Source organism: Streptomyces sp. NPDC007808 (assembly GCF_042868655.1).
In the GTDB taxonomy this organism is placed as follows: Bacteria; Actinomycetota; Actinomycetes; order Streptomycetales; family Streptomycetaceae; genus Streptomyces.
The window spans coordinates 232052-248373 of sequence record NZ_JBIAEQ010000012.1; the positions used below are offsets into that span (position 1 = coordinate 232052).

16 protein-coding genes are annotated in these 16322 nt (G+C 72.3%); 7 read left to right on the forward strand and 9 right to left on the reverse strand.

The window, feature by feature from the left end; translation table 11 throughout:
• Positions 1–15 precede the first annotated feature (15 nt).
• Genes ACFYNL_RS37760 through ACFYNL_RS37770 form a run of 3 tightly spaced genes read right to left on the reverse strand, consistent with a single transcriptional unit; the run spans position 16 to position 2527 of the window.
• The gene (locus ACFYNL_RS37760) at positions 16–324 is read right to left on the reverse strand and encodes a hypothetical protein (protein WP_388812223.1); all 309 of its coding nucleotides are present in this window, start codon (positions 322–324) and stop codon (positions 16–18) included.
• Positions 321–968, reverse strand: coding sequence for an RNA polymerase sigma factor (locus tag ACFYNL_RS37765; protein WP_388812225.1), 648 nt, complete (start codon positions 966–968; stop codon positions 321–323). The genes ACFYNL_RS37760 and ACFYNL_RS37765 overlap by 4 nt, the downstream gene beginning before the upstream one ends.
• Complete coding sequence (locus ACFYNL_RS37770) at positions 965–2527, reverse strand: sodium:solute symporter (protein WP_388812228.1); 1563 nt, start codon at positions 2525–2527, stop codon at positions 965–967. Before ACFYNL_RS37770 ends, ACFYNL_RS37765 begins: the two co-directional genes overlap by 4 nt.
• A gap of 168 nt (positions 2528–2695) precedes the next feature.
• On the opposite strand from ACFYNL_RS37770, the gene ACFYNL_RS37775 reads away from it, so the two are divergent.
• The 4 genes from ACFYNL_RS37775 to ACFYNL_RS37790 all read left to right on the forward strand — a co-directional run bounded on the left by ACFYNL_RS37775 (position 2696) and on the right by ACFYNL_RS37790 (position 6387).
• Complete coding sequence (locus tag ACFYNL_RS37775) at positions 2696–2908, forward strand: DUF3311 domain-containing protein (RefSeq protein WP_388812230.1); 213 nt, start codon at positions 2696–2698, stop codon at positions 2906–2908.
• Between the two features lie 60 nt (positions 2909–2968).
• Positions 2969–5125, forward strand: coding sequence for a carbon starvation CstA family protein (locus ACFYNL_RS37780; RefSeq protein ID WP_388812233.1), 2157 nt, complete (start codon positions 2969–2971; stop codon positions 5123–5125).
• Complete coding sequence (locus ACFYNL_RS37785) at positions 5122–5310, forward strand: YbdD/YjiX family protein (protein WP_388812236.1); 189 nt, start codon at positions 5122–5124, stop codon at positions 5308–5310. The genes ACFYNL_RS37780 and ACFYNL_RS37785 overlap by 4 nt, the downstream gene beginning before the upstream one ends.
• Before the next feature lie 126 nt (positions 5311–5436).
• Positions 5437–6387 (forward strand): hypothetical protein, encoded by a 951-nt coding sequence (locus ACFYNL_RS37790; protein ID WP_388812238.1) that lies wholly within the window; start codon positions 5437–5439, stop codon positions 6385–6387.
• Between the two features lie 7 nt (positions 6388–6394).
• Here the strand turns inward: ACFYNL_RS37790 and ACFYNL_RS37795 are convergent, their stop codons facing one another.
• The 3 genes from ACFYNL_RS37795 to ACFYNL_RS37805 form a co-directional block, all read right to left on the reverse strand.
• Positions 6395–7186, reverse strand: a complete 792-nt coding sequence (locus ACFYNL_RS37795; RefSeq protein WP_388812240.1) for an SURF1 family protein — start codon at positions 7184–7186, stop codon at positions 6395–6397.
• 49 nt (positions 7187–7235) lie between these two features.
• Positions 7236–7469, reverse strand: coding sequence for a hypothetical protein (locus tag ACFYNL_RS37800; RefSeq protein WP_356578721.1), 234 nt, complete (start codon positions 7467–7469; stop codon positions 7236–7238).
• A gap of 79 nt (positions 7470–7548) precedes the next feature.
• Complete coding sequence (locus tag ACFYNL_RS37805) at positions 7549–8541, reverse strand: DEDDh family exonuclease (protein ID WP_388812243.1); 993 nt, start codon at positions 8539–8541, stop codon at positions 7549–7551.
• Positions 8542–8747: 206 nt separating this feature from the next.
• On the opposite strand from ACFYNL_RS37805, the gene ACFYNL_RS37810 reads away from it, so the two are divergent.
• Positions 8748–9458: a VIT family protein gene (locus ACFYNL_RS37810; RefSeq protein ID WP_388812245.1), complete on the forward strand. Its 711-nt coding sequence runs from the start codon at positions 8748–8750 to the stop codon at positions 9456–9458.
• Between the two features lie 226 nt (positions 9459–9684).
• Here ACFYNL_RS37810 and ACFYNL_RS37815 read toward each other — a convergent pair whose 3' ends face one another.
• From ACFYNL_RS37815 to ACFYNL_RS37825, 3 genes are all read right to left on the reverse strand, one after another.
• Positions 9685–10692, reverse strand: coding sequence for a CopD family protein (locus ACFYNL_RS37815; protein WP_388812247.1), 1008 nt, complete (start codon positions 10690–10692; stop codon positions 9685–9687).
• Positions 10693–10791: 99 nt separating this feature from the next.
• A complete protein-coding gene (locus tag ACFYNL_RS37820; RefSeq protein ID WP_388812250.1) occupies positions 10792–12291 on the reverse strand; it encodes a CoA transferase in 1500 nt (499 codons plus the stop codon).
• 106 nt (positions 12292–12397) lie between these two features.
• Positions 12398–13921, reverse strand: coding sequence for a S8 family serine peptidase (locus ACFYNL_RS37825; protein WP_388812252.1), 1524 nt, complete (start codon positions 13919–13921; stop codon positions 12398–12400).
• Positions 13922–14311: 390 nt separating this feature from the next.
• Between ACFYNL_RS37825 and ACFYNL_RS37830 the strand changes: the two genes are divergently transcribed.
• Together ACFYNL_RS37830 and ACFYNL_RS37835 are read left to right on the forward strand one after the other, a co-directional pair.
• A complete protein-coding gene (locus ACFYNL_RS37830; protein ID WP_019758746.1) occupies positions 14312–14668 on the forward strand; it encodes a DUF485 domain-containing protein in 357 nt (118 codons plus the stop codon).
• The gene (locus ACFYNL_RS37835; protein WP_388812254.1) at positions 14665–16293 is read left to right on the forward strand and encodes a cation acetate symporter; all 1629 of its coding nucleotides are present in this window, start codon (positions 14665–14667) and stop codon (positions 16291–16293) included. Before ACFYNL_RS37830 ends, ACFYNL_RS37835 begins: the two co-directional genes overlap by 4 nt.
• The last annotated feature ends 29 nt before the right edge of the window (positions 16294–16322 follow it).

The following is a 16322-nucleotide window of genomic DNA, read 5'->3' on the forward strand; positions in this document are numbered from 1 at the left end:
GGGGCGGTGGGCCAATCAGGGGTGTGGTCGAAGCGACACGCCGGCCGAGGAGCCGGTCCCGGAGAAGACCACGCCGGGGTCCGCCGGAGCCTGGTTGAGCACCCACAGCCCGATCAGCGTGGCCAGGGCGAACACGACCATGACGAGGACGGCCAGCACGAGCCGGCGTCGGCGTTCCCGGCGCAGCCACTCGCCGCGCGCCGTGCGATAGGCGTCGGGCGCGGCCTGGACTCCGCCGGCGAGCGCGGCGAGCGCCTCGCGCAGTTCCCGCTCCGTGCGGTCCGGACTGGTGCCACGCGACCCGGTCGCGTCCCGATACGTCATCGCCGTGCCTCCATCGCCTGGGTCAGGGCGGCCAGGCCGCGTGCCGTGTGGGTCTTGACGGATCCGCAGGAGATGCCCATCGCCGCGGCGATCTCGCTCTCCTTCAGCCCGAGCCAGTGCCGCAGCACGAGTGCCTCACGCTGCCGGGGCGGCAGTTGCTGCAGCGCGTCGATCAGCACGCGCTGGTCGTCCCGCAGGAGCGCGGTGCTCTCCGCGGAGGCGACGACGTCGACGGGCGCGGCCGGGGGGTTCTCGGTGTGCTTGCGGGCGACCTGGAGGTGGCGTATCCGCATCCGCGTCAGATTGCAGACCGTCGAGCGCAGATACGCCTCCGCCGACTCGACGTCCCGCAGCCGCCGCCACTTCCGGTAGATCTGGTAGTAGGCCTCGGCCACCACGTTCTCCGGGTCGTCGGCGCCGAGCAGGACCGCGAGGCGCAGCATCGAGGAGTAGTGCAGCTCGAAGAGCCTGGCGAGGCCTGCCTCGCGCTCCAGGTCGGCGGGGTCGCGCCGGGGCGGTACCAGCCCCTCACCGGCCGGCGCGGACGCGAGCGTCTCGCCGGGGTCGGCGACCGGGGCGGTGAGGGGGCCCTGCGGACTGTGAACGGCCGTCTCCCGCAGGGGAGTTGTCTGTCTGCGTCTCACGGCTGGTTCGCTCCCGTCTCGGGGCGCCGCCTGACGGTCAGGCGGGACGGCAGGTCGGTGAGGTCGGCGCCGCGCGGGACGCCGAGGCGTTCGAGCACCGCGGTCCCGGCCACGGCGACGATCAGGTTGAGCAGCAGGGCGGCGAGTCCGGCGTAGACCTCGACCGGTCCGCTGCCGGTGCCGAGCGGCACGACCGAGGAGAACCCCTCGCGCACCACCAGGAAGGTGCCGGTCACCATGCCCGCGGCCCACCCGGCGAGCAGCGCCCGCGGATGCAGCCGCCCGGTGAACAGCCCGACGGCGACGGCCGGGAAGACCTGCAGGATCCATACGCCGCCGAGCAACTGCAGGTTGATGGCGTCCTGGTCGCGCAGCCCGAACACGAACGCCACCGCTCCCACCTTCGCGGTCAGCGACACCGCCTTGGCGATGCGCACCTGCCGCTTGGGGGTGGCGGTGGGGTGGACGTACTCGACGTACACGTTCCGTACGAAGCTGGTGGCGGCGGCGATCGACATCACGGCCGCCGGGACCAGCGCCCCCACGGTGATCGCGCCGAACACCAGCCCGGCCAGCGGCCCCGGCATCAGCCGGTCGACCAGCATCGGTACGGCCGCTTCCGCGCCGCCGGCGGGTGCCTGCACGCCCGTCGCGAGGGCCGCGATGCCGAGGAAGCCGAAGAGGGCGAGCAGTCCGGTCCAGGCGGGCAGCGCCACCGAGGCCTTGCGCAGGGTGCGCGGGCCGTCGGCGGCGAAGCCCGCGGTGAGGACGTGCGGGTACATCAGCAGGGCGAGCGCGGAGCCGAGCGCGAGGGTGGCGTACGCGGGCTGCTGCTGCGGGGACAGCAGGAGCGGGGAGTTCGCGGCGTCCGTGCCGCCGAGCCGCCGGGCCGCCCCGTCGAAGACCGCGCCGAACCCGCCGAGCCGCTCCAGGACCAGCCAGCACACGGCCGTGAGGGAGACGAACACGGCCACCGCCTTCAGCGCCGAGATGACCGTCGGCGCGCGCAGCCCGTGCCGGTACGTCGCCACCGCGAGCCCCGCGAACAGCGCCACCATCACCAGGTCACCGGCCGCGCCCCGCGGATAGAGCCCGCCGGCCGTCAGCACCGCGCGTATGCCCAGCAGCTGCAACGCCAGATACGGCATCGTCGCAAGTATCCCGGTCAGCGCCACCACCAGGGCCAGCGGCGCCGACCCGTACCGGCCGCGCACGAAGTCGGCGGCGGTCACGTAGCCGTGCCGCTGCGCCACCGACCACAGCCGGCTCAGCAGCACGAACGCGATCGGACAGACGATCACCGTGTAGGGCACCGCGAAGAAGGCGGCGGCGCCGTTGCCGTACGCCAGTCCCGGTACGGCGGTGAAGGTGTACGCGGTGAAGATCGTGCCGCCGAGCAGCAGCCAGGTCCACACCGGGCCGAGGCTGCGGTCGGCCAGCGCCCAGCCCTCCAGTGAGGGCAACCGGTCGCTGGGGTGCAGCCGGCGCGCGGTGACGGCGAGCAGCGACGCTCCGCCGATCACGGCGAGAAACGTCGCGGTCATGGCGCCATCCGCCATGGGTCACCGTCCTTGGTGTGCCTGGGCCCTCACCGACGTAGTTGCGCGGGGGGCTTGTCCGGAGGACGGAAAGCGGGGGGAAATTTTCTCGGCATCCGCTGTCAACCGTCTCCGGCGGGTGGGCAACTCTTGCACAAACCCACAGCGAGCGGGAGAGGAGCGCAGGTCATGGCACGGACCGGTCATCACCGGCTACGGCGCGTCGCGATCGCCGTACTGCTCCTCGCACCCGCCGCGGGTCTGCTGTGGGTCCCTCTGTACGCCGGGGCCGAGCCGCGGCTGGCCGGGACGCCGTTCTTCTACTGGTACCAGCTCGCCTGGGTGCCGGGGTGCGGTCTGTGCCTGCTCGCCGCGTACGTGCTGGCGAACCGACATCGCTGAGCCGCAGTTCCCGCACCGTTTCACCCCCGCACCACCCAACCGTCGAGGTCAGGAGCCGTCATGCCCACATCAGCCATGCCCGAATCCGGTCGTGGGGCGCCGGAAAAGTCCCGGATGTCGCCGAAGTCGATCGCGCTCTGGAGTGCCGTCGCCCTCGTCGGCGCCCTCGGCTGGGCCGTGCTTGCCCTGTCCCGGGGCGAGGAGATCTCGGCCGTCTGGCTGGTCGTGGCGGCCCTCGGCTCGTACGCGATCGCCTACCGCTTCTACTCCCGCTTCATCGCGCGGCGCGTCCTGCGGGTCGACGACACCCGCGCCACCCCGGCCGAGCGGCTGGAGGACGGCGTCGACTACCACCCCACCGACAAGCGGGTCCTGTTCGGCCACCACTTCGCCGCCATCGCCGGCGCAGGGCCGCTGGTCGGACCGGTGCTGGCCGCCCAGATGGGCTATCTGCCGGGCACGATCTGGATCATCGCGGGCGTGATCTTCGCGGGGGCCGTGCAGGACATGATCGTCCTGTTCCTCTCCATGCGCCGGGACGGCAAGAGCCTCGGCCAGATGGCCCGCGACGAGATCGGCAAGGTGGGCGGTGCCGCCGCGCTGATCGGTGTCTTCGCCATCATGATCATCCTGCTGGCGGTCCTCGCGATGGTCGTGGTCAACGCGCTGGCGGAGTCCGCGTGGGGCACCTTCTCGGTCTCCATGACCATCCCCATCGCGCTCTTCATGGGCTTCTACCTGCGCTACCTGCGGCCCGGCCGGGTCGTGGAGACCAGCTTCATCGGCGTCGCCCTGCTGCTGCTCGCCATCCTCGGCGGCGGCTGGATCCAGGACTCCTCCCTCGCCGAGTACTTCGTGTGGAGCCCCGAGACCCTGGTCTTCTGCCTGGTCGGCTACGGCTTCTTCGCCTCCGTGCTGCCGGTGTGGATGCTGCTGGCGCCCCGTGACTACCTGTCGACCTTCATGAAGGTCGGCACCATCGCCCTGATGGCCGTCGGCGTGGTCATCGCCGCCCCGAACCTCAGGGCCGAGTCGGTCACCGACTTCGCCTCCTCCGGCGCCGGGCCGGTGTTCGCCGGTTCCCTCTTCCCGTTCCTGTTCATCACCATCGCCTGCGGCGCCCTGTCCGGTTTCCACGCCCTGGTCTCCTCGGGCACCACCCCGAAGCTGATCCAGAAGGAGTCCCAGGTCCGGCTGATCGGCTACGGCTCCATGCTCACGGAGTCCTTCGTGGCCGTCATGGCCCTGATCGCCGCCTGCGTCCTCGAACCCGGCCTCTTCTACGCCATGAACTCCCCGGCCGCGCTGCTCGGCCCGACCGTGGACACCGCCGCCGAAGCCGTGAAGAACCTCGGCTTCACCGTCACCCCCGACCAGCTCACCGCGGCGGCCGCGGCGGTCGAGGAGCAGACACTGGTGGGCCGCTCCGGCGGCGCCCCCACCCTCGCGGTCGGCATGTCGGAGATCTTCGCCGCGGTGCTCGGCGGCGCCGGGATGAAGGCGTTCTGGTACCACTTCGCCATCATGTTCGAGGCGCTGTTCATCCTCACCACGGTGGATGCCGGCACCCGGGTCGGCCGCTTCATGCTCCAGGACATGCTCGGCAACGTGTGGAAGCCGATCGGCCGGGTCACCTGGAAGCCGGGCATCTGGATCACCAGCGCCCTGGTCGTCGGAGCCTGGGGCTACTTCCTGTACGCCGGTGTCACCGACCCGCTCGGCGGAATCAAGCAGCTGTTCCCGCTCTTCGGCATCGCCAACCAGCTCCTCGCCGCGGTCGCCCTCGCCGTCACCACCACCGTGCTGATCAAGTCCGGCAGACTGCGCTGGGCGTGGGTCACCGGCATCCCGCTGGCCTGGGACGTGGCCGTCACCTTCACCGCCGGCTGGCAGAAGATCTTCTCCGACAACCCGGCGATCGGCTTCTTCGCCCTGCGCGACAAGTACGCCCGGGCCATCGAGGACGGTCAGCTCCTGCCGGGCGCCACGACCATGGACGACATGCACACCATCGTCCTGAACAACACGGTCGACGGTGTGCTCATGGCCGTCTTCCTGCTGCTCGTCCTCACCGTCCTGATCAACTGCGCCGTGGTGTGCGTCCGCGCCGTCCGCGCGACCGAGCCGCTGCCGACCTCCGAGGCGCCGTACGTCCAGTCCCGGATCGACGTGCCGGAGCAGGCCGCGCACGAGCCGCTGGCGGGTGCCCGGTCATGAACGTCCGACGGTGGGCCGGGACCGTGCGCTGGTATCTGCGGGAGGTGACCGGAGAGGCCGAGTACGACCGCTACTGCGAGCGGCACCGATGCCGGCACCCGCACGCGCCGGTACCGACCCGGCGGGAGTACGAGGTGCTGCGCACCCTGCGCCGCGAGGAACACCCGCGGAGCCGGTGCTGCTGACGCCGTACAGGAGACAGGCCCCCGCGCCTCGTGCGTACGTCCACGAGGCGCGGGGAACCGAACCCCGGCCCACGGCTCCCCGTGGCCGCCCACGAAGCACAACCCCACGGCGAGACGCGAACCCGGATGCTGAGACGCAGAGCCCCCCTCCTGACCCGCCCCGAACTCGACGACGACCCCCTGCACAGAATCCTGGTGGAGCTTCGCCCCGCCCCACAGCTCCACGGCCTCGGCGCGGGCCGCACCACCCCCGCCTGGGAACCCGTCGCCGACCTGCTGCGCGCCACCGGACGCGACTGGGACCGCCGTGCCCACCGGGTCCGCGTCCTCGCCCGGTGCCTGCCGGCCGTGGTCGGCGAGAGATGGATCGCCGACCGGCCCGACGACGGTGACGCCCTGGTGCTGCGCGCGTTCGTCGAGTCGACCCGCGCCCCGGTCGAGGGGCACACCGCGGTCCGCCGGGCCGAGCAGACCTGTCTGCGGGCCGCCGCTGCCTGTCCCGAGGACCCGACGCCCTGGCTGGCGCTGCTGTCGCTGTTGCACGCCTGCGCCGCACCGGTGCAGGACGCCGTCCCGGTGTGGACGCAGGCCGTCAACCGCGCACCCTGGCATCGGACGGCCTACCACCTGATGCTGAGCCACCTGTCCCCACGCGGGCAGGGCGCGGTCCCCGACATGATGGACTTCGCCTGGCAGGCCGCCTTCCAGGCGCCGCACGGCTCCCCGGTGGCCCTGCTGCCGGTGGCGGCCCGCGTCGAACTCGTCGCCCACCGCCAGAGGCAGACGGGACCCGCCGCGCTCGGCGCGGGCGGTCACTGGAACGAACCCAGGGCGGTCAGGGAGATCGACACGGCCCTCACCCGCTGGTTCCACACCACCGCCGCACCGCACGCGGAGGCCGTCAGCGACCTCAACCTGCTCGCCTTCGCGCTCACCCGCGCCCACCGCACGACCGAGGCGGGCCTGGTCTTCCAGCGCATCGGCCGCCACATGACCCGCCACCCGTGGGATCTGCTGCCCGACCCGGAACGCAGCTTCCGCTACTGGCGCGACCAGCTCACGGGGCGGGGAAGGTGAGCGGACGCTATACCGGGGCCGGAGCCGTCTCCGTCTCCTTCGCCGCCGCTGCCTGCGCCCGGTCCCGGGCCTCGCGGCGGGCCAGGATGAACCAGCCCACGGGGACGCCCGCCGCGAACAGCCACCACTGGATGGCGTACGCGTAGTTCAGCGGGGCGTTCTCGTCACCGGGCCTGCCGACCGGCTCCGGGGTGCCGCCCTTGGGCTCGGGCTTCGTCAGCGCGATGTACCCGCCGAGCACCCGGGCGTCGAGGCGCCCGGCCTCCTGCTCGCTGTTGATCAGCATGACCTGCCGGTCGGGGAGGCCCTTGAGGTTCTTGATGCCGCTCGCCTCGGTCGTCTCGTCCGGCATCAGCCGCCCGGTGACGGTGACCCTGCCGCTCGGCGGGGCGGGGATCTCGGGGAACGCCGTCTGGCTGGGGCCGTCGGCCGGGATCCAGCCCCGGTTGACCAGCAGTACCTTGCCGTCCGTCAGGACGAAGGGGGTCAGGACGTGGAAGCCGACCTCTTCGTCGGCGTTGACACGCCGCCTGACGACCTGTTCCCGGTCGGTGTCGAAGTGGCCCTCGGCGGTCACCGTGCGGTACCGCTGCTTCGAGGTGACGGTGTGCCCCGGGGAGGTCAGCTCCTCCACCGGCACCGGCTCGGCGCCCAGCGCGTCGGCGACCAGCTCGTTGCGGGCGCTGCGCTCCTCGTAGCGGTGCATCTGCCAGATGCCCAGCCTGATCATCGTGGGGATGAGGAGCAGGGCGACCACCGTGAGGATCACCCACTGCCGGGACAACAGGAAGCGGTACACCCCACGACCGTACAACTCGGTCGCGGGGTGCTTTCAGGCGGGTACCGGGTCAGACCTTGTCGACGATTCCCGCCTTCCCCTCGGCGCGGGCGCAGTGGGCGCCGCAGTACCAGTGGCCGTCGACCTCGACGCCCTGCCCGATGATCTGGACACGGCAGTGCTCGCAGATCGGGGCCATGCGGTGGATCGCACAGGAGAAGCAGTCGAAGACGTGCACCGCGCCCTGCGCGTGCACCTCGAAGGTCATTCCGTAGTCGTTTCCGCACACTTCACATGTCGCCATGCGCCACAGGGTGAGCCGTCGCCGCGGTCCGGGCGAGACGGCTGCGGGCGAGTCGCGCGGCAATCACCCGTCCGTACGGTCACGGCTCCGACGCCGGTTCCACGTCCCGCAGGAGTTGTCCGAACGCGGCCTCGTCCACCACCGGAGTCCCGTACTGCCGGGCCTTGACCACCTTGGAGGTGCCCGCGTCCGGGTCGTTCGTCACGAGCAGGCTGGTCAGTCGGGACAGGCTCGTCGCCACATGCAGCCCGGCCTCGATCGCGCGGTCCTCCAGCAGGTCGCGCTCGACCGACGTGTCGCCCGAGAAGGCGACCCGCATGCCCTGCTTAAGCCTTTTGCCCTCCTCGTACCGCCCTGGGTTGGGGTAGGGGCAGGCGGGCCTCTTCCGGGAGGGCCGCCAACTGGTCGGCCGGTAACCGCCGTATCCGCCGGGCTGCTGCCCGATCCGGGGCGTGGCCGTGTCCCGCCACTCGGTCAGCGGCCGGCACTCCTGCAGCGGCAGCCGTACGCGGCCCGCCGCCGCGGCCCGCAGGCTCGGGCGGAATGCCTCCGCGAGCACACGCGCGTCGTCCAGCGCGTGGTGCGCGCGCCGCTGGACGACACCGAAATGCGCGGCCAGCGACTCCAGCTTGTGGTTGGGCAGCGGCAGGCCCAGCTCCTTGGACAGCGCGATGGTGCACAGCCGCTGCCGCACCGGGGCCTCGCGCTCCGCGCGCGCGTACTCCCGGGCGATCATCTGCCAGTCGAAGACGGCGTTGTGCGCGACGAGCACCCGGCCGTCCAGCCGGGCCGAGAACTCCTCCGCGATGTCCGTGAAGAGGGGGGCGCCTTCCAGCGTCTCGCTCGTCAGGCCGTGGATCCACACCGGGCCCGGGTCCCGCTCCGGATTGACCAGCGTGTACCAGTGGTCCTCGACCTCGCCGCACGCGTCCAGCCGGTAGACGGCGGCGGAGATTATCCGGTCGTCCCGGGCCAGGCCGGTGGTCTCCACGTCAACGACCGCGTACCCCTGCGGATACGCGGCCGGCCACGCTGTGGGGGACGACGCTACGGTCGTACGGTCTTCGAGCATGGTCACTGAGGATACGGGCCACGACTGACAGTCCGGTCCGTCAGGTGCCTTGCCTCGCCCGCCCGTTCGAGCGGGGCGAACGCATGGGCGCCAACCGGTGGGCGTGCAGGGGGCGTTGGGTGTCCCATGGTCCCGCGCCGGGGGGCCGGAGTTGCCCGGGAGCGTCGGTACGTCCCTGATGTCCCTTGCGGTGAAATCCTCCGCATGTGACCGAACCAACGCGGGACGAGGCCCACGGCGGCCCACTGGCCGAGCGGCTGAACTGGCTGCGGGCCGCCGTGCTCGGAGCGAACGACGGCATCGTGTCGACCGCCGGTCTCGTCGTCGGTGTGGCCGGTGCGACGGACGACCGTTCGGCCCTGCTCACGGCCGGACTGGCCGGGCTGCTCGCCGGGTCGATGTCGATGGCGGCGGGGGAGTACGTCTCGGTCTCCACGCAGCGCGACTCGGAGAAGGCCGCCCTGGCCGTGGAGCGGCGGGAGTTGCGGGAGCGGCCGGAGGAGGAACTCAAGGAGCTGGCGGAGCTGCTCGAGCGGCGCGGACTGTCGCGGGAGGTGGCCCTGGAAGCGGCTGTCCAGCTGACGCGACGTGACGCTCTCAGGGCCCACGCGCGCGTGGAGCTCGGCATCGACCCGGACGCGCTCACCGACCCCTGGCACGCGGCGTGGGCGAGCTTCCTGGCGTTCACGGCCGGGGCGCTGCTGCCGCTGCTCGCGATGGTGCTGCCGCCGACGCCGTGGCGGCTGGCGGTCACCGTCGCCTCCGTCCTCGCCGCGCTCGCCCTGACCGGCTGGAGCAGCGCCCGCCTGGGAGCCGCCGCCCCGGCCCGAGCGGTGCTGCGCAACGTGGCGGGCGGCGCGCTCGCCATGGGCGTCACCTACGCGGCCGGGACGCTGCTGGAAGCGGCCGGGACCTGAGACGGCGGTCGCGTGCCTTGCCGCCCGGCGTCCGTACGACGGCCGCCGACAAGCTTGCGGCCGGGTTCACGAGCGGATCGGTACCGGATGGGCTGTCAGCAGCCCTGACAGCGCGATCACTGTTCCCGGGAGGGCGATCTCCGCTCGGGCGGGCGTCTGGGACGGCGGTCGCGCGTCCCGCCGCCCGGCGTCCGTACGACGGCCGCCGACAAGCTTGCGGCCGGGTTCACCAGCGGATCGGTACCGGAAGGGCTGTCAGCAGCCCCGACAGCGCGACCACCACTGCCAGGACGGCGACCTCCGCCCGGGCGGGGGAGCACGCGGTCAGCGGGTCCGCCGCCCGGCTCAACCGGATACGCGCCCACAGGGCCAGCGCGGCCACGGCCGCCACCAGGATCACCTTGGCCAGCAGGGCACGCCCGTACGCGGTCTCCGTCAGCTGCGCGAGGATCGTGTCCGACGGCATCCGGCGCAGCGAACTCCCCACCCCCGTCGCGGTGATGGCGGCGAGCAGGACGGCCGCCACGCGCGCGTAGAGCCCCAGCAGAGTCGCGCCCGCCTCCCGGGCGGCCCCTGCGCGCAGGGCCCGCAGCGTGTACAGCAGTCCGCCCACCCACAGCGACGCGCAGGTCAGGTGCACCAGCGTCAGTCCGGAGCCGAGCAGCGGGCTGTACTCGGTCGTCGGGTGCGCACGCAGCGCCTCGGCGACCACGATCGCGGCCGACGGCCAGACCTGCGCGGCGGGCCGGCGCGAGCGGGCGCACAGCCAGGCCGCCGCGAAGGCGTTGACCTCCACCAGGGCGAGCTTGCCGTCCCGTGACGCGTACAGGCCGCCGATGTCGAGGTCGGAGGGGCTGTCCGGCACGAGGTTGCCCGTCGAGACGACCGAGGCGAGACCGAGGGCGGCGACGAAACCGACGGCGGCCGCATGGGGGGCCCAACTGCGAGGCAGGGCCGAGGGAGCGCCGGGCACGGAACGGGCCAGTCGCCGCACGAGCAGCTCACCCAGCGGGACGCACAGCGCCGCGAACAGCACCGAACGCAGCAACGCGATCCCACCGGTGCCGGGGGCGGCGGCCTCCCCGGTGCCGCGCAACGCGGCGGACGGCCCGAGCAGCGGGACGAGCGCCGCCAGCCCCACCAGGACGAGAAGGGCGACCGCGGGACCGACGCCGGGGCGGGGTCTGGACGGGCTCCCGTCCGCCCCGGCGAGGGAAGGTTTCGTCAATGTCACCTCAAGATCATCACAAGTCGCCACAGAACAGGCAAGCACGGGAAAACAAGTGGTGCTCCGGCATTCCACCCAGGGGTACGTCGGCCACCGGCCGGGTGCTCAGTCCACGCGAGGTGCCGCGTCCCACCGCTCCCAGCGCGCCTCGTCCGCCCCCGGGACCCCGGGAGGTCGCGCCCAGTCGGCGGGGCCGCCCGCGAACGACACCGGCGGCAGGGCGTACCGCAGCCGCCCGAGCGGGCTGTCCCGCTCGGTGAGCCAGGCCCCGGGCCCGTCGTACGCGACGGTCCCCTGCGAAGCCGGCCGGATCCCGTGCGTCAGCCACCACGCGGTGCGCGCCAGTGACAGGCGCACCCACCGGCCGTACCCGTGCTCCTGCCGCTCGGTCAGCGCCCGCAGCACGGCCGCCGCCAGCAGATAGCCCGTGCCGTGGTCGAGGGCCTGCGCGGGCAGCGCACCCGGGCGCTCGACCGAACCGCCCCGCGCGGGCGGCGCATCGGGCCGCCGGGCCGAGTCGTCGGCCGGGGCCGCCTCCAGGGCGGCGATACCGGTGGCGACCTGCACGAGGCTGTCGAAGCCGCGCCGACCGCCCCACGGACCGCCGGCCCCCCAGGCCGACAGCTGCGCCACGACCAGCCCCGGCCACCGCGCCGCCAGCTCCTGCGGAGACAGCCCGAACCGGTCCAGGGCGCCCGGCCGGTACCCGATGACCACGACGTCCGCCGCCGCGAGAAGCTCCTCGAAGACGCGCCGGTCGGCCGCCAGGTCGAGGGCCGCCGAGCGCTTCCCGAAGCCGGTGTCGGCGTGCTGGTCGGTGAGTTCGGGCAGGTGCGGCGGGTCCACGCGCAGGACGTCCGCGCCGAGCAGGGCGAGGGTGCGCGTGGCGACGGGACCCGCGATGACCCGCGTCAGATCCAGTACGCGTACCCCGGCGGCGGGCAGCAGGGGAGCAGCGTCGATCGGCGGCAGCGCACGCGCGCGTGCCCCGCCGAGCCGGCCGTCCCGACCTTCACCGGCCGGTGCCTCGCGCTCCACGAGCGGCCGCCGGGCCACCTCGGCCGCCTGCTCGTGCGCCGCCCACTCCTCGGGCGTGCGCAGCGCCACGGCCAGCCCCCCGGCCGCGTACACGGACTCCTCCACCTCACCCGCGGACCGCTCGGCGAGGGCGGCCGCGACGGCCTCCGGATCCTCCTTCGGCAGATCCAGCGCGGCCAGCAGCCGGGCCCGGTGATGCGGATAGTTGGCGTGCGTCCGCACCCAGCCGTCCGCCGTCCGCCAGAACCGTGACAGGGGCGCGAAGGTGACCGGGGCGCGCCCGTCGACCAGCAGATGCCGTTCACTCGTGAACGCCGTGGCGATCGCCCCGTCGTCCAGCCGCACCTGCGGCACCTCGGTGAGCCCGGCCCGCCGCGCCCCCAGCTCGGCCGCGGCCAGCGCGCACGCACCGACGCACGCGCGCGCCAACTCCCTTACGGGAAGCCTCGCTTCGAGGACGGCGGGCCGGGGCAGGCACGACACGCGGGTGAGGAGGGCGGGGTCTGCGCCCAGCGCGGACCATGCGTACTCCAGGGCGGTGGCGGGGACTCGGGATGCGTCTGTCATGGGCTCACTGTCGGTCATGGCGCCACTGCCCGTCACATCGCCGCCCTCGGCCGTGAGGCCCGTGCGGCACGCCACCGGGCCCCCGCCCCTTCCCGGAGTCCGCGCGTCAGTCGACCGCGTCCAGCGCGTCCACGATGCCGGCCCCGTAGAAGCCGTTGCGCCGCTCGCCGCCCTCGCACACCGCGTCCTGTGTGCCGTCGCCGTTCGGGTCGTAGGACTCGGGGCAGCCCGGGTTGTCCGCCTGGGCCTTCAGCAGAGCCCTCAGCCGGGCCGGAGTCGCGTGCGGGTACCGCGACTTCAGCAGCGCGGCGACACCCGCGGCGTGCGGGGCCGCCATCGACGTGCCCTGCAGGTAGCCGTACTTGCCGTCCGGGAGGGTGGACAGGATGCGGCCGTTCCTGGAGGGGGTGTCCGGGATCTGGTAGAGCCGGTCACCGCCCGGTGCCGCGACGTCGACGACGCCGTAACCGTACGAGGAGTAGTACGACTTGACGTTCCGCACGCCCGTCGCGCCGACCGTGACGACACCCGGCAACTGCGTCGGCACGTCGAGGCACTCGTGCGGGTCGACGGTGCGCTCGACCGGCGTCGAGTCGTCGGGGCTGCTGGCGTCGACGAGTGCGTCGGAGTCGAGGTCGTGGTTGGAGTTGCCGGAGGAGGCGACATGGAGCGTGCCCTTGCGCTGGGCGTACGACTGCGCCCGGTCGACCGCGTCGACGATCGCCCGCTGGTCCGGCTCGTCCACGCAGTTGTACAGCCACGGGTCGACGTAGTAGCTGTTGTTGGTGATCTCCACCCCGTGATCGGCGGCGAACATGAAGGCGCACACCACGCTTTCGGGGTAATAGAGGCCGTTGACCGGGTCGCTCACGTTGATGGCGGAGACCTTGACCCCGGGAGCGACACCGGCGATGCCGACGCCGTTGCGGGGTGCGGCGATCTCACCGGCCACGTGTGTGCCGTGGCCGATGGCGGGGGAGTACGGCCGCCAGGCTCCGGCACGGGTGTCCGCCTTGCCGCCGGCGCAGTTGGCGGACTGGGCGGCGGAGAAGTTCGGCGCGAGGTCCGGGTGGGTGTCGTCGACGCCGTTGTCGATCACGGCGACGGTCACCCTGGCGCTGCCGGGGTCGATGCCGGCGGCCCGGTCGGCGCCGATCGCGCGCAGGTTCCACTGGTCGGCCTCCAGCGGCTCACCGCCGGCCTTCGCGGCACCTGCCGTCTTCGCGGCCTGCTGTTTCGTCAGGACCTGGACGGGCCCCTCGTCGGTCGAGCCGGCGGGCGTCAGGGGCGCCGTACGGGTCGCACCCGCCGACTCGACCCCGCGCACGGCGCGCATGGCCTCGGCGAAGCCGGGGTTCGCCGAGTGGACGACGATCACGCCGATCCTCCCGTGCGTGACCACCACGGTCCCGCCGGCTTCGGCGATCGCCTTCCGCACCGATTCCACCGTGCGGCGATCGGTCCGGGTGTTGACCACGTACGCGAGGGTGGGCGCCTGTGCGGCCGGAGCGGCGGGCTCCGCGAGCGGTGCCGCCGAGACCGCCGTCGGAAGCGGGCCGAGCGAGGCGGCGAGGGACAGGACCAGCGGTACGGCGAGGCCGAGCCTGCGTCTGGACCGCAGATGAGCCATGGGATCTCCACATCATCCGGAACGGGCACCGCCCGGGGCGCGGGTGAGCGTGCGGGCAGGTACATGACGAGTGGTGCAGGGTGAAGCTATCCCCGGCCCTCCCGGTCGGCAATCGTGATCCGGGCGACTTCGGAAAGACGCCCGAGCCGTTGAACCGGTCCTAGCGTGGCGCCGTGACCTTGGGCAGGAGGCGCGAGCACGATCGAGCCCCTGTTGGGTCACCCGCCGGGGCCCTACCATTCGCCACCCGGCTCCAGTGATCCACATCACCACGAGGAACAGAGCCGTCGCATGTCCGTTTCCGATCCGTCCCCGACCCCCGACCCGCCCCCCACACCCGACTCGTCCCCGTCCACCGTCGCAACAGCGCCCGCAACGCGAGGAGACTCCGTGGCCACCGACGCACCGCCCCCCTCGAAAGAGCAACACAAACTCCCCTCCACCGAGGAGTTCGCCGAGGTGCAGCAGAGCGCGGAGTTCGCCGAACTGCGCCGCTCGTACCGCTCCTTCGCCTTTCCGCTGACCGTCGCCTTCATCGTCTGGTACTTGCTGTACGTCCTGCTCTCCAACTACGCGGGCGACTTCATGGGCACCAAGCTGTTCGGCAACATCAACATCGCGTTCGTCTTCGGTATCGCCCAGTTCGTCACCACGTTCCTCATCGCCTGGTGGTACGCGCGCCACGCGGGCGCCAAGCTCGACCCCAAGGCCGAGGCCATCAAGACCCGTATGGAGGGCGGCGCATGAGCCCCGAGATGACCCAGCTCCAGCTCGCCGCCAACGAGGCCAGCCAGCACCGTCCGCTCATCATCAGCCTGTTCGCGGCCTTCGTGATCGCGACCCTGTTCATCACCGTCTGGGCGGGCCGCCAGACCAAGGACGCCGCCGACTTCTACGCGGGCGGCCGTTCGTTCAGCGCCTTCCAGAACGGCCTCGCCGTCTCCGGCGACTACATGTCCGCAGCGTCCTTCCTCGGCATCGCGGGCGCCATCGCCCTCTTCGGTTACGACGGTTTCCTGTACTCCATCGGCTTCCTGGTCGCCTGGCTGGTCGCCCTGCTCCTGGTGGCCGAGCCGCTGCGGAACTCGGGCCGCTACACGATGGGTGACGTCCTCGCGTACCGCATGCGCCAGCGCCCCGTGCGCACGGCGGCCGGTACGTCCACGATCGTCGTGTCGATCTTCTACCTGCTGGCCCAGATGGCGGGCGCCGGCGTCCTGGTGTCGCTGCTGCTCGGCATCACCTCCGACGCCGGCAAGATCCTCATCGTCGCCCTGGTCGGCGTGCTGATGATCGTCTACGTCTCCATCGGCGGCATGAAGGGCACCACCTGGGTCCAGATGGTCAAGGCCGTGCTGCTCATCGGCGGCACCATCCTGATCACCTTCCTGGTGCTGCTGAAGTTCAACTTCAACATCTCCGACCTGCTCGGCAAGGCCGCCGAGAACAGCGGCAAGGGCGCCGCCTTCCTGGAGCCCGGCCTGCAGTACGGCGCCACCGGCACCTCCAAGCTGGACTTCATCTCCCTCGGCATCGCCCTGGTGCTCGGCACCGCCGGTCTGCCGCACATCCTGATCCGCTTCTACACGGTGCCCAACGCCAAGGCCGCCCGGAAGTCCGTGAACTGGGCGATCGGCATCATCGGCGGCTTCTACCTGATGACCATCGCCCTCGGCTTCGGCGCCGCCGCGCTCATCTCCCAGGAGGAGATCATCGCGTCGAACCCGTCCGGCAACACGGCGGCACCCCTGCTCGCCCTGCACCTGGGCGGCGTCGACTCGGCCTGGGGCGCGATCCTGCTCGCCACCATCTCGGCGGTGGCCTTCGCGACGATCCTCGCGGTCGTCGCCGGCCTGACCCTGGCCTCGTCCTCGTCGTTCGCCCACGACATCTACGCGAACGTCATCAAGAAGGGCCAGGCCACCGAGAAGCAGGAGGTCAGGGCCGCCCGCCTCGCCACGATCGGCATCGGCGCCGTCTCCATCCTGCTCGGCGCCCTCGCCCGCGACCTCAACGTCGCCGGCCTGGTCGCCCTGGCCTTCGCGGTCGCGGCCTCCGCCAACCTGCCGACGATCCTGTACAGCCTGTTCTGGAAGCGCTTCACCACCCAGGGCGCGCTGTGGTCGATCTACGGCGGTCTCATCGTCGCCGTCGGCCTGGTGCTGTTCTCGCCGGTCGTCTCCGGCGACCCCAAGGCGATGTTCCCGGACGTCGACTTCGCCTGGTTCCCGCTGAAGAACCCGGGCATCATCTCCATCCCGTTCGGCTTCCTGATGGGCTGGCTCGGCACGGTCCTGTCCAAGGAAGAGGCGGACAAGGGCAAGTACGCGGAGCTGGAGGTCCGGTCCCTGACCGGCACCGGAGCCCACTGAGCAGGCCCCCTCGGCGGCCGCGTCGTAGG

Bases quoted from the DNA above. Each gene is read 5' to 3' on its own strand.
- ACFYNL_RS37760 (WP_388812223.1), bottom strand. From the start codon at position 324: ATGACGTATCGGGACGCGACCGGGTCGCGTGGCACCAGTCCGGACCGC.
- ACFYNL_RS37770 (WP_388812228.1), bottom strand. From the start codon at position 2,527: ATGGCGGATGGCGCCATGACCGCGACGTTTCTCGCCGTGATCGGCGGA.
- ACFYNL_RS37775 (WP_388812230.1), top strand. From the start codon at position 2,696: ATGGCACGGACCGGTCATCACCGGCTACGGCGCGTCGCGATCGCCGTA.
- ACFYNL_RS37780 (WP_388812233.1), top strand. From the start codon at position 2,969: ATGCCCACATCAGCCATGCCCGAATCCGGTCGTGGGGCGCCGGAAAAG.
- ACFYNL_RS37785 (WP_388812236.1), top strand. From the start codon at position 5,122: ATGAACGTCCGACGGTGGGCCGGGACCGTGCGCTGGTATCTGCGGGAG.
- ACFYNL_RS37790 (WP_388812238.1), top strand. From the start codon at position 5,437: ATGCTGAGACGCAGAGCCCCCCTCCTGACCCGCCCCGAACTCGACGAC.
- ACFYNL_RS37800 (WP_356578721.1), bottom strand. From the start codon at position 7,469: ATGGCGACATGTGAAGTGTGCGGAAACGACTACGGAATGACCTTCGAG.
- ACFYNL_RS37805 (WP_388812243.1), bottom strand. From the start codon at position 8,541: ATGCTCGAAGACCGTACGACCGTAGCGTCGTCCCCCACAGCGTGGCCG.
- ACFYNL_RS37820 (WP_388812250.1), bottom strand. From the start codon at position 12,291: ATGACAGACGCATCCCGAGTCCCCGCCACCGCCCTGGAGTACGCATGG.
- ACFYNL_RS37825 (WP_388812252.1), bottom strand. From the start codon at position 13,921: ATGGCTCATCTGCGGTCCAGACGCAGGCTCGGCCTCGCCGTACCGCTG.
- ACFYNL_RS37835 (WP_388812254.1), top strand. From the start codon at position 14,665: ATGAGCCCCGAGATGACCCAGCTCCAGCTCGCCGCCAACGAGGCCAGC.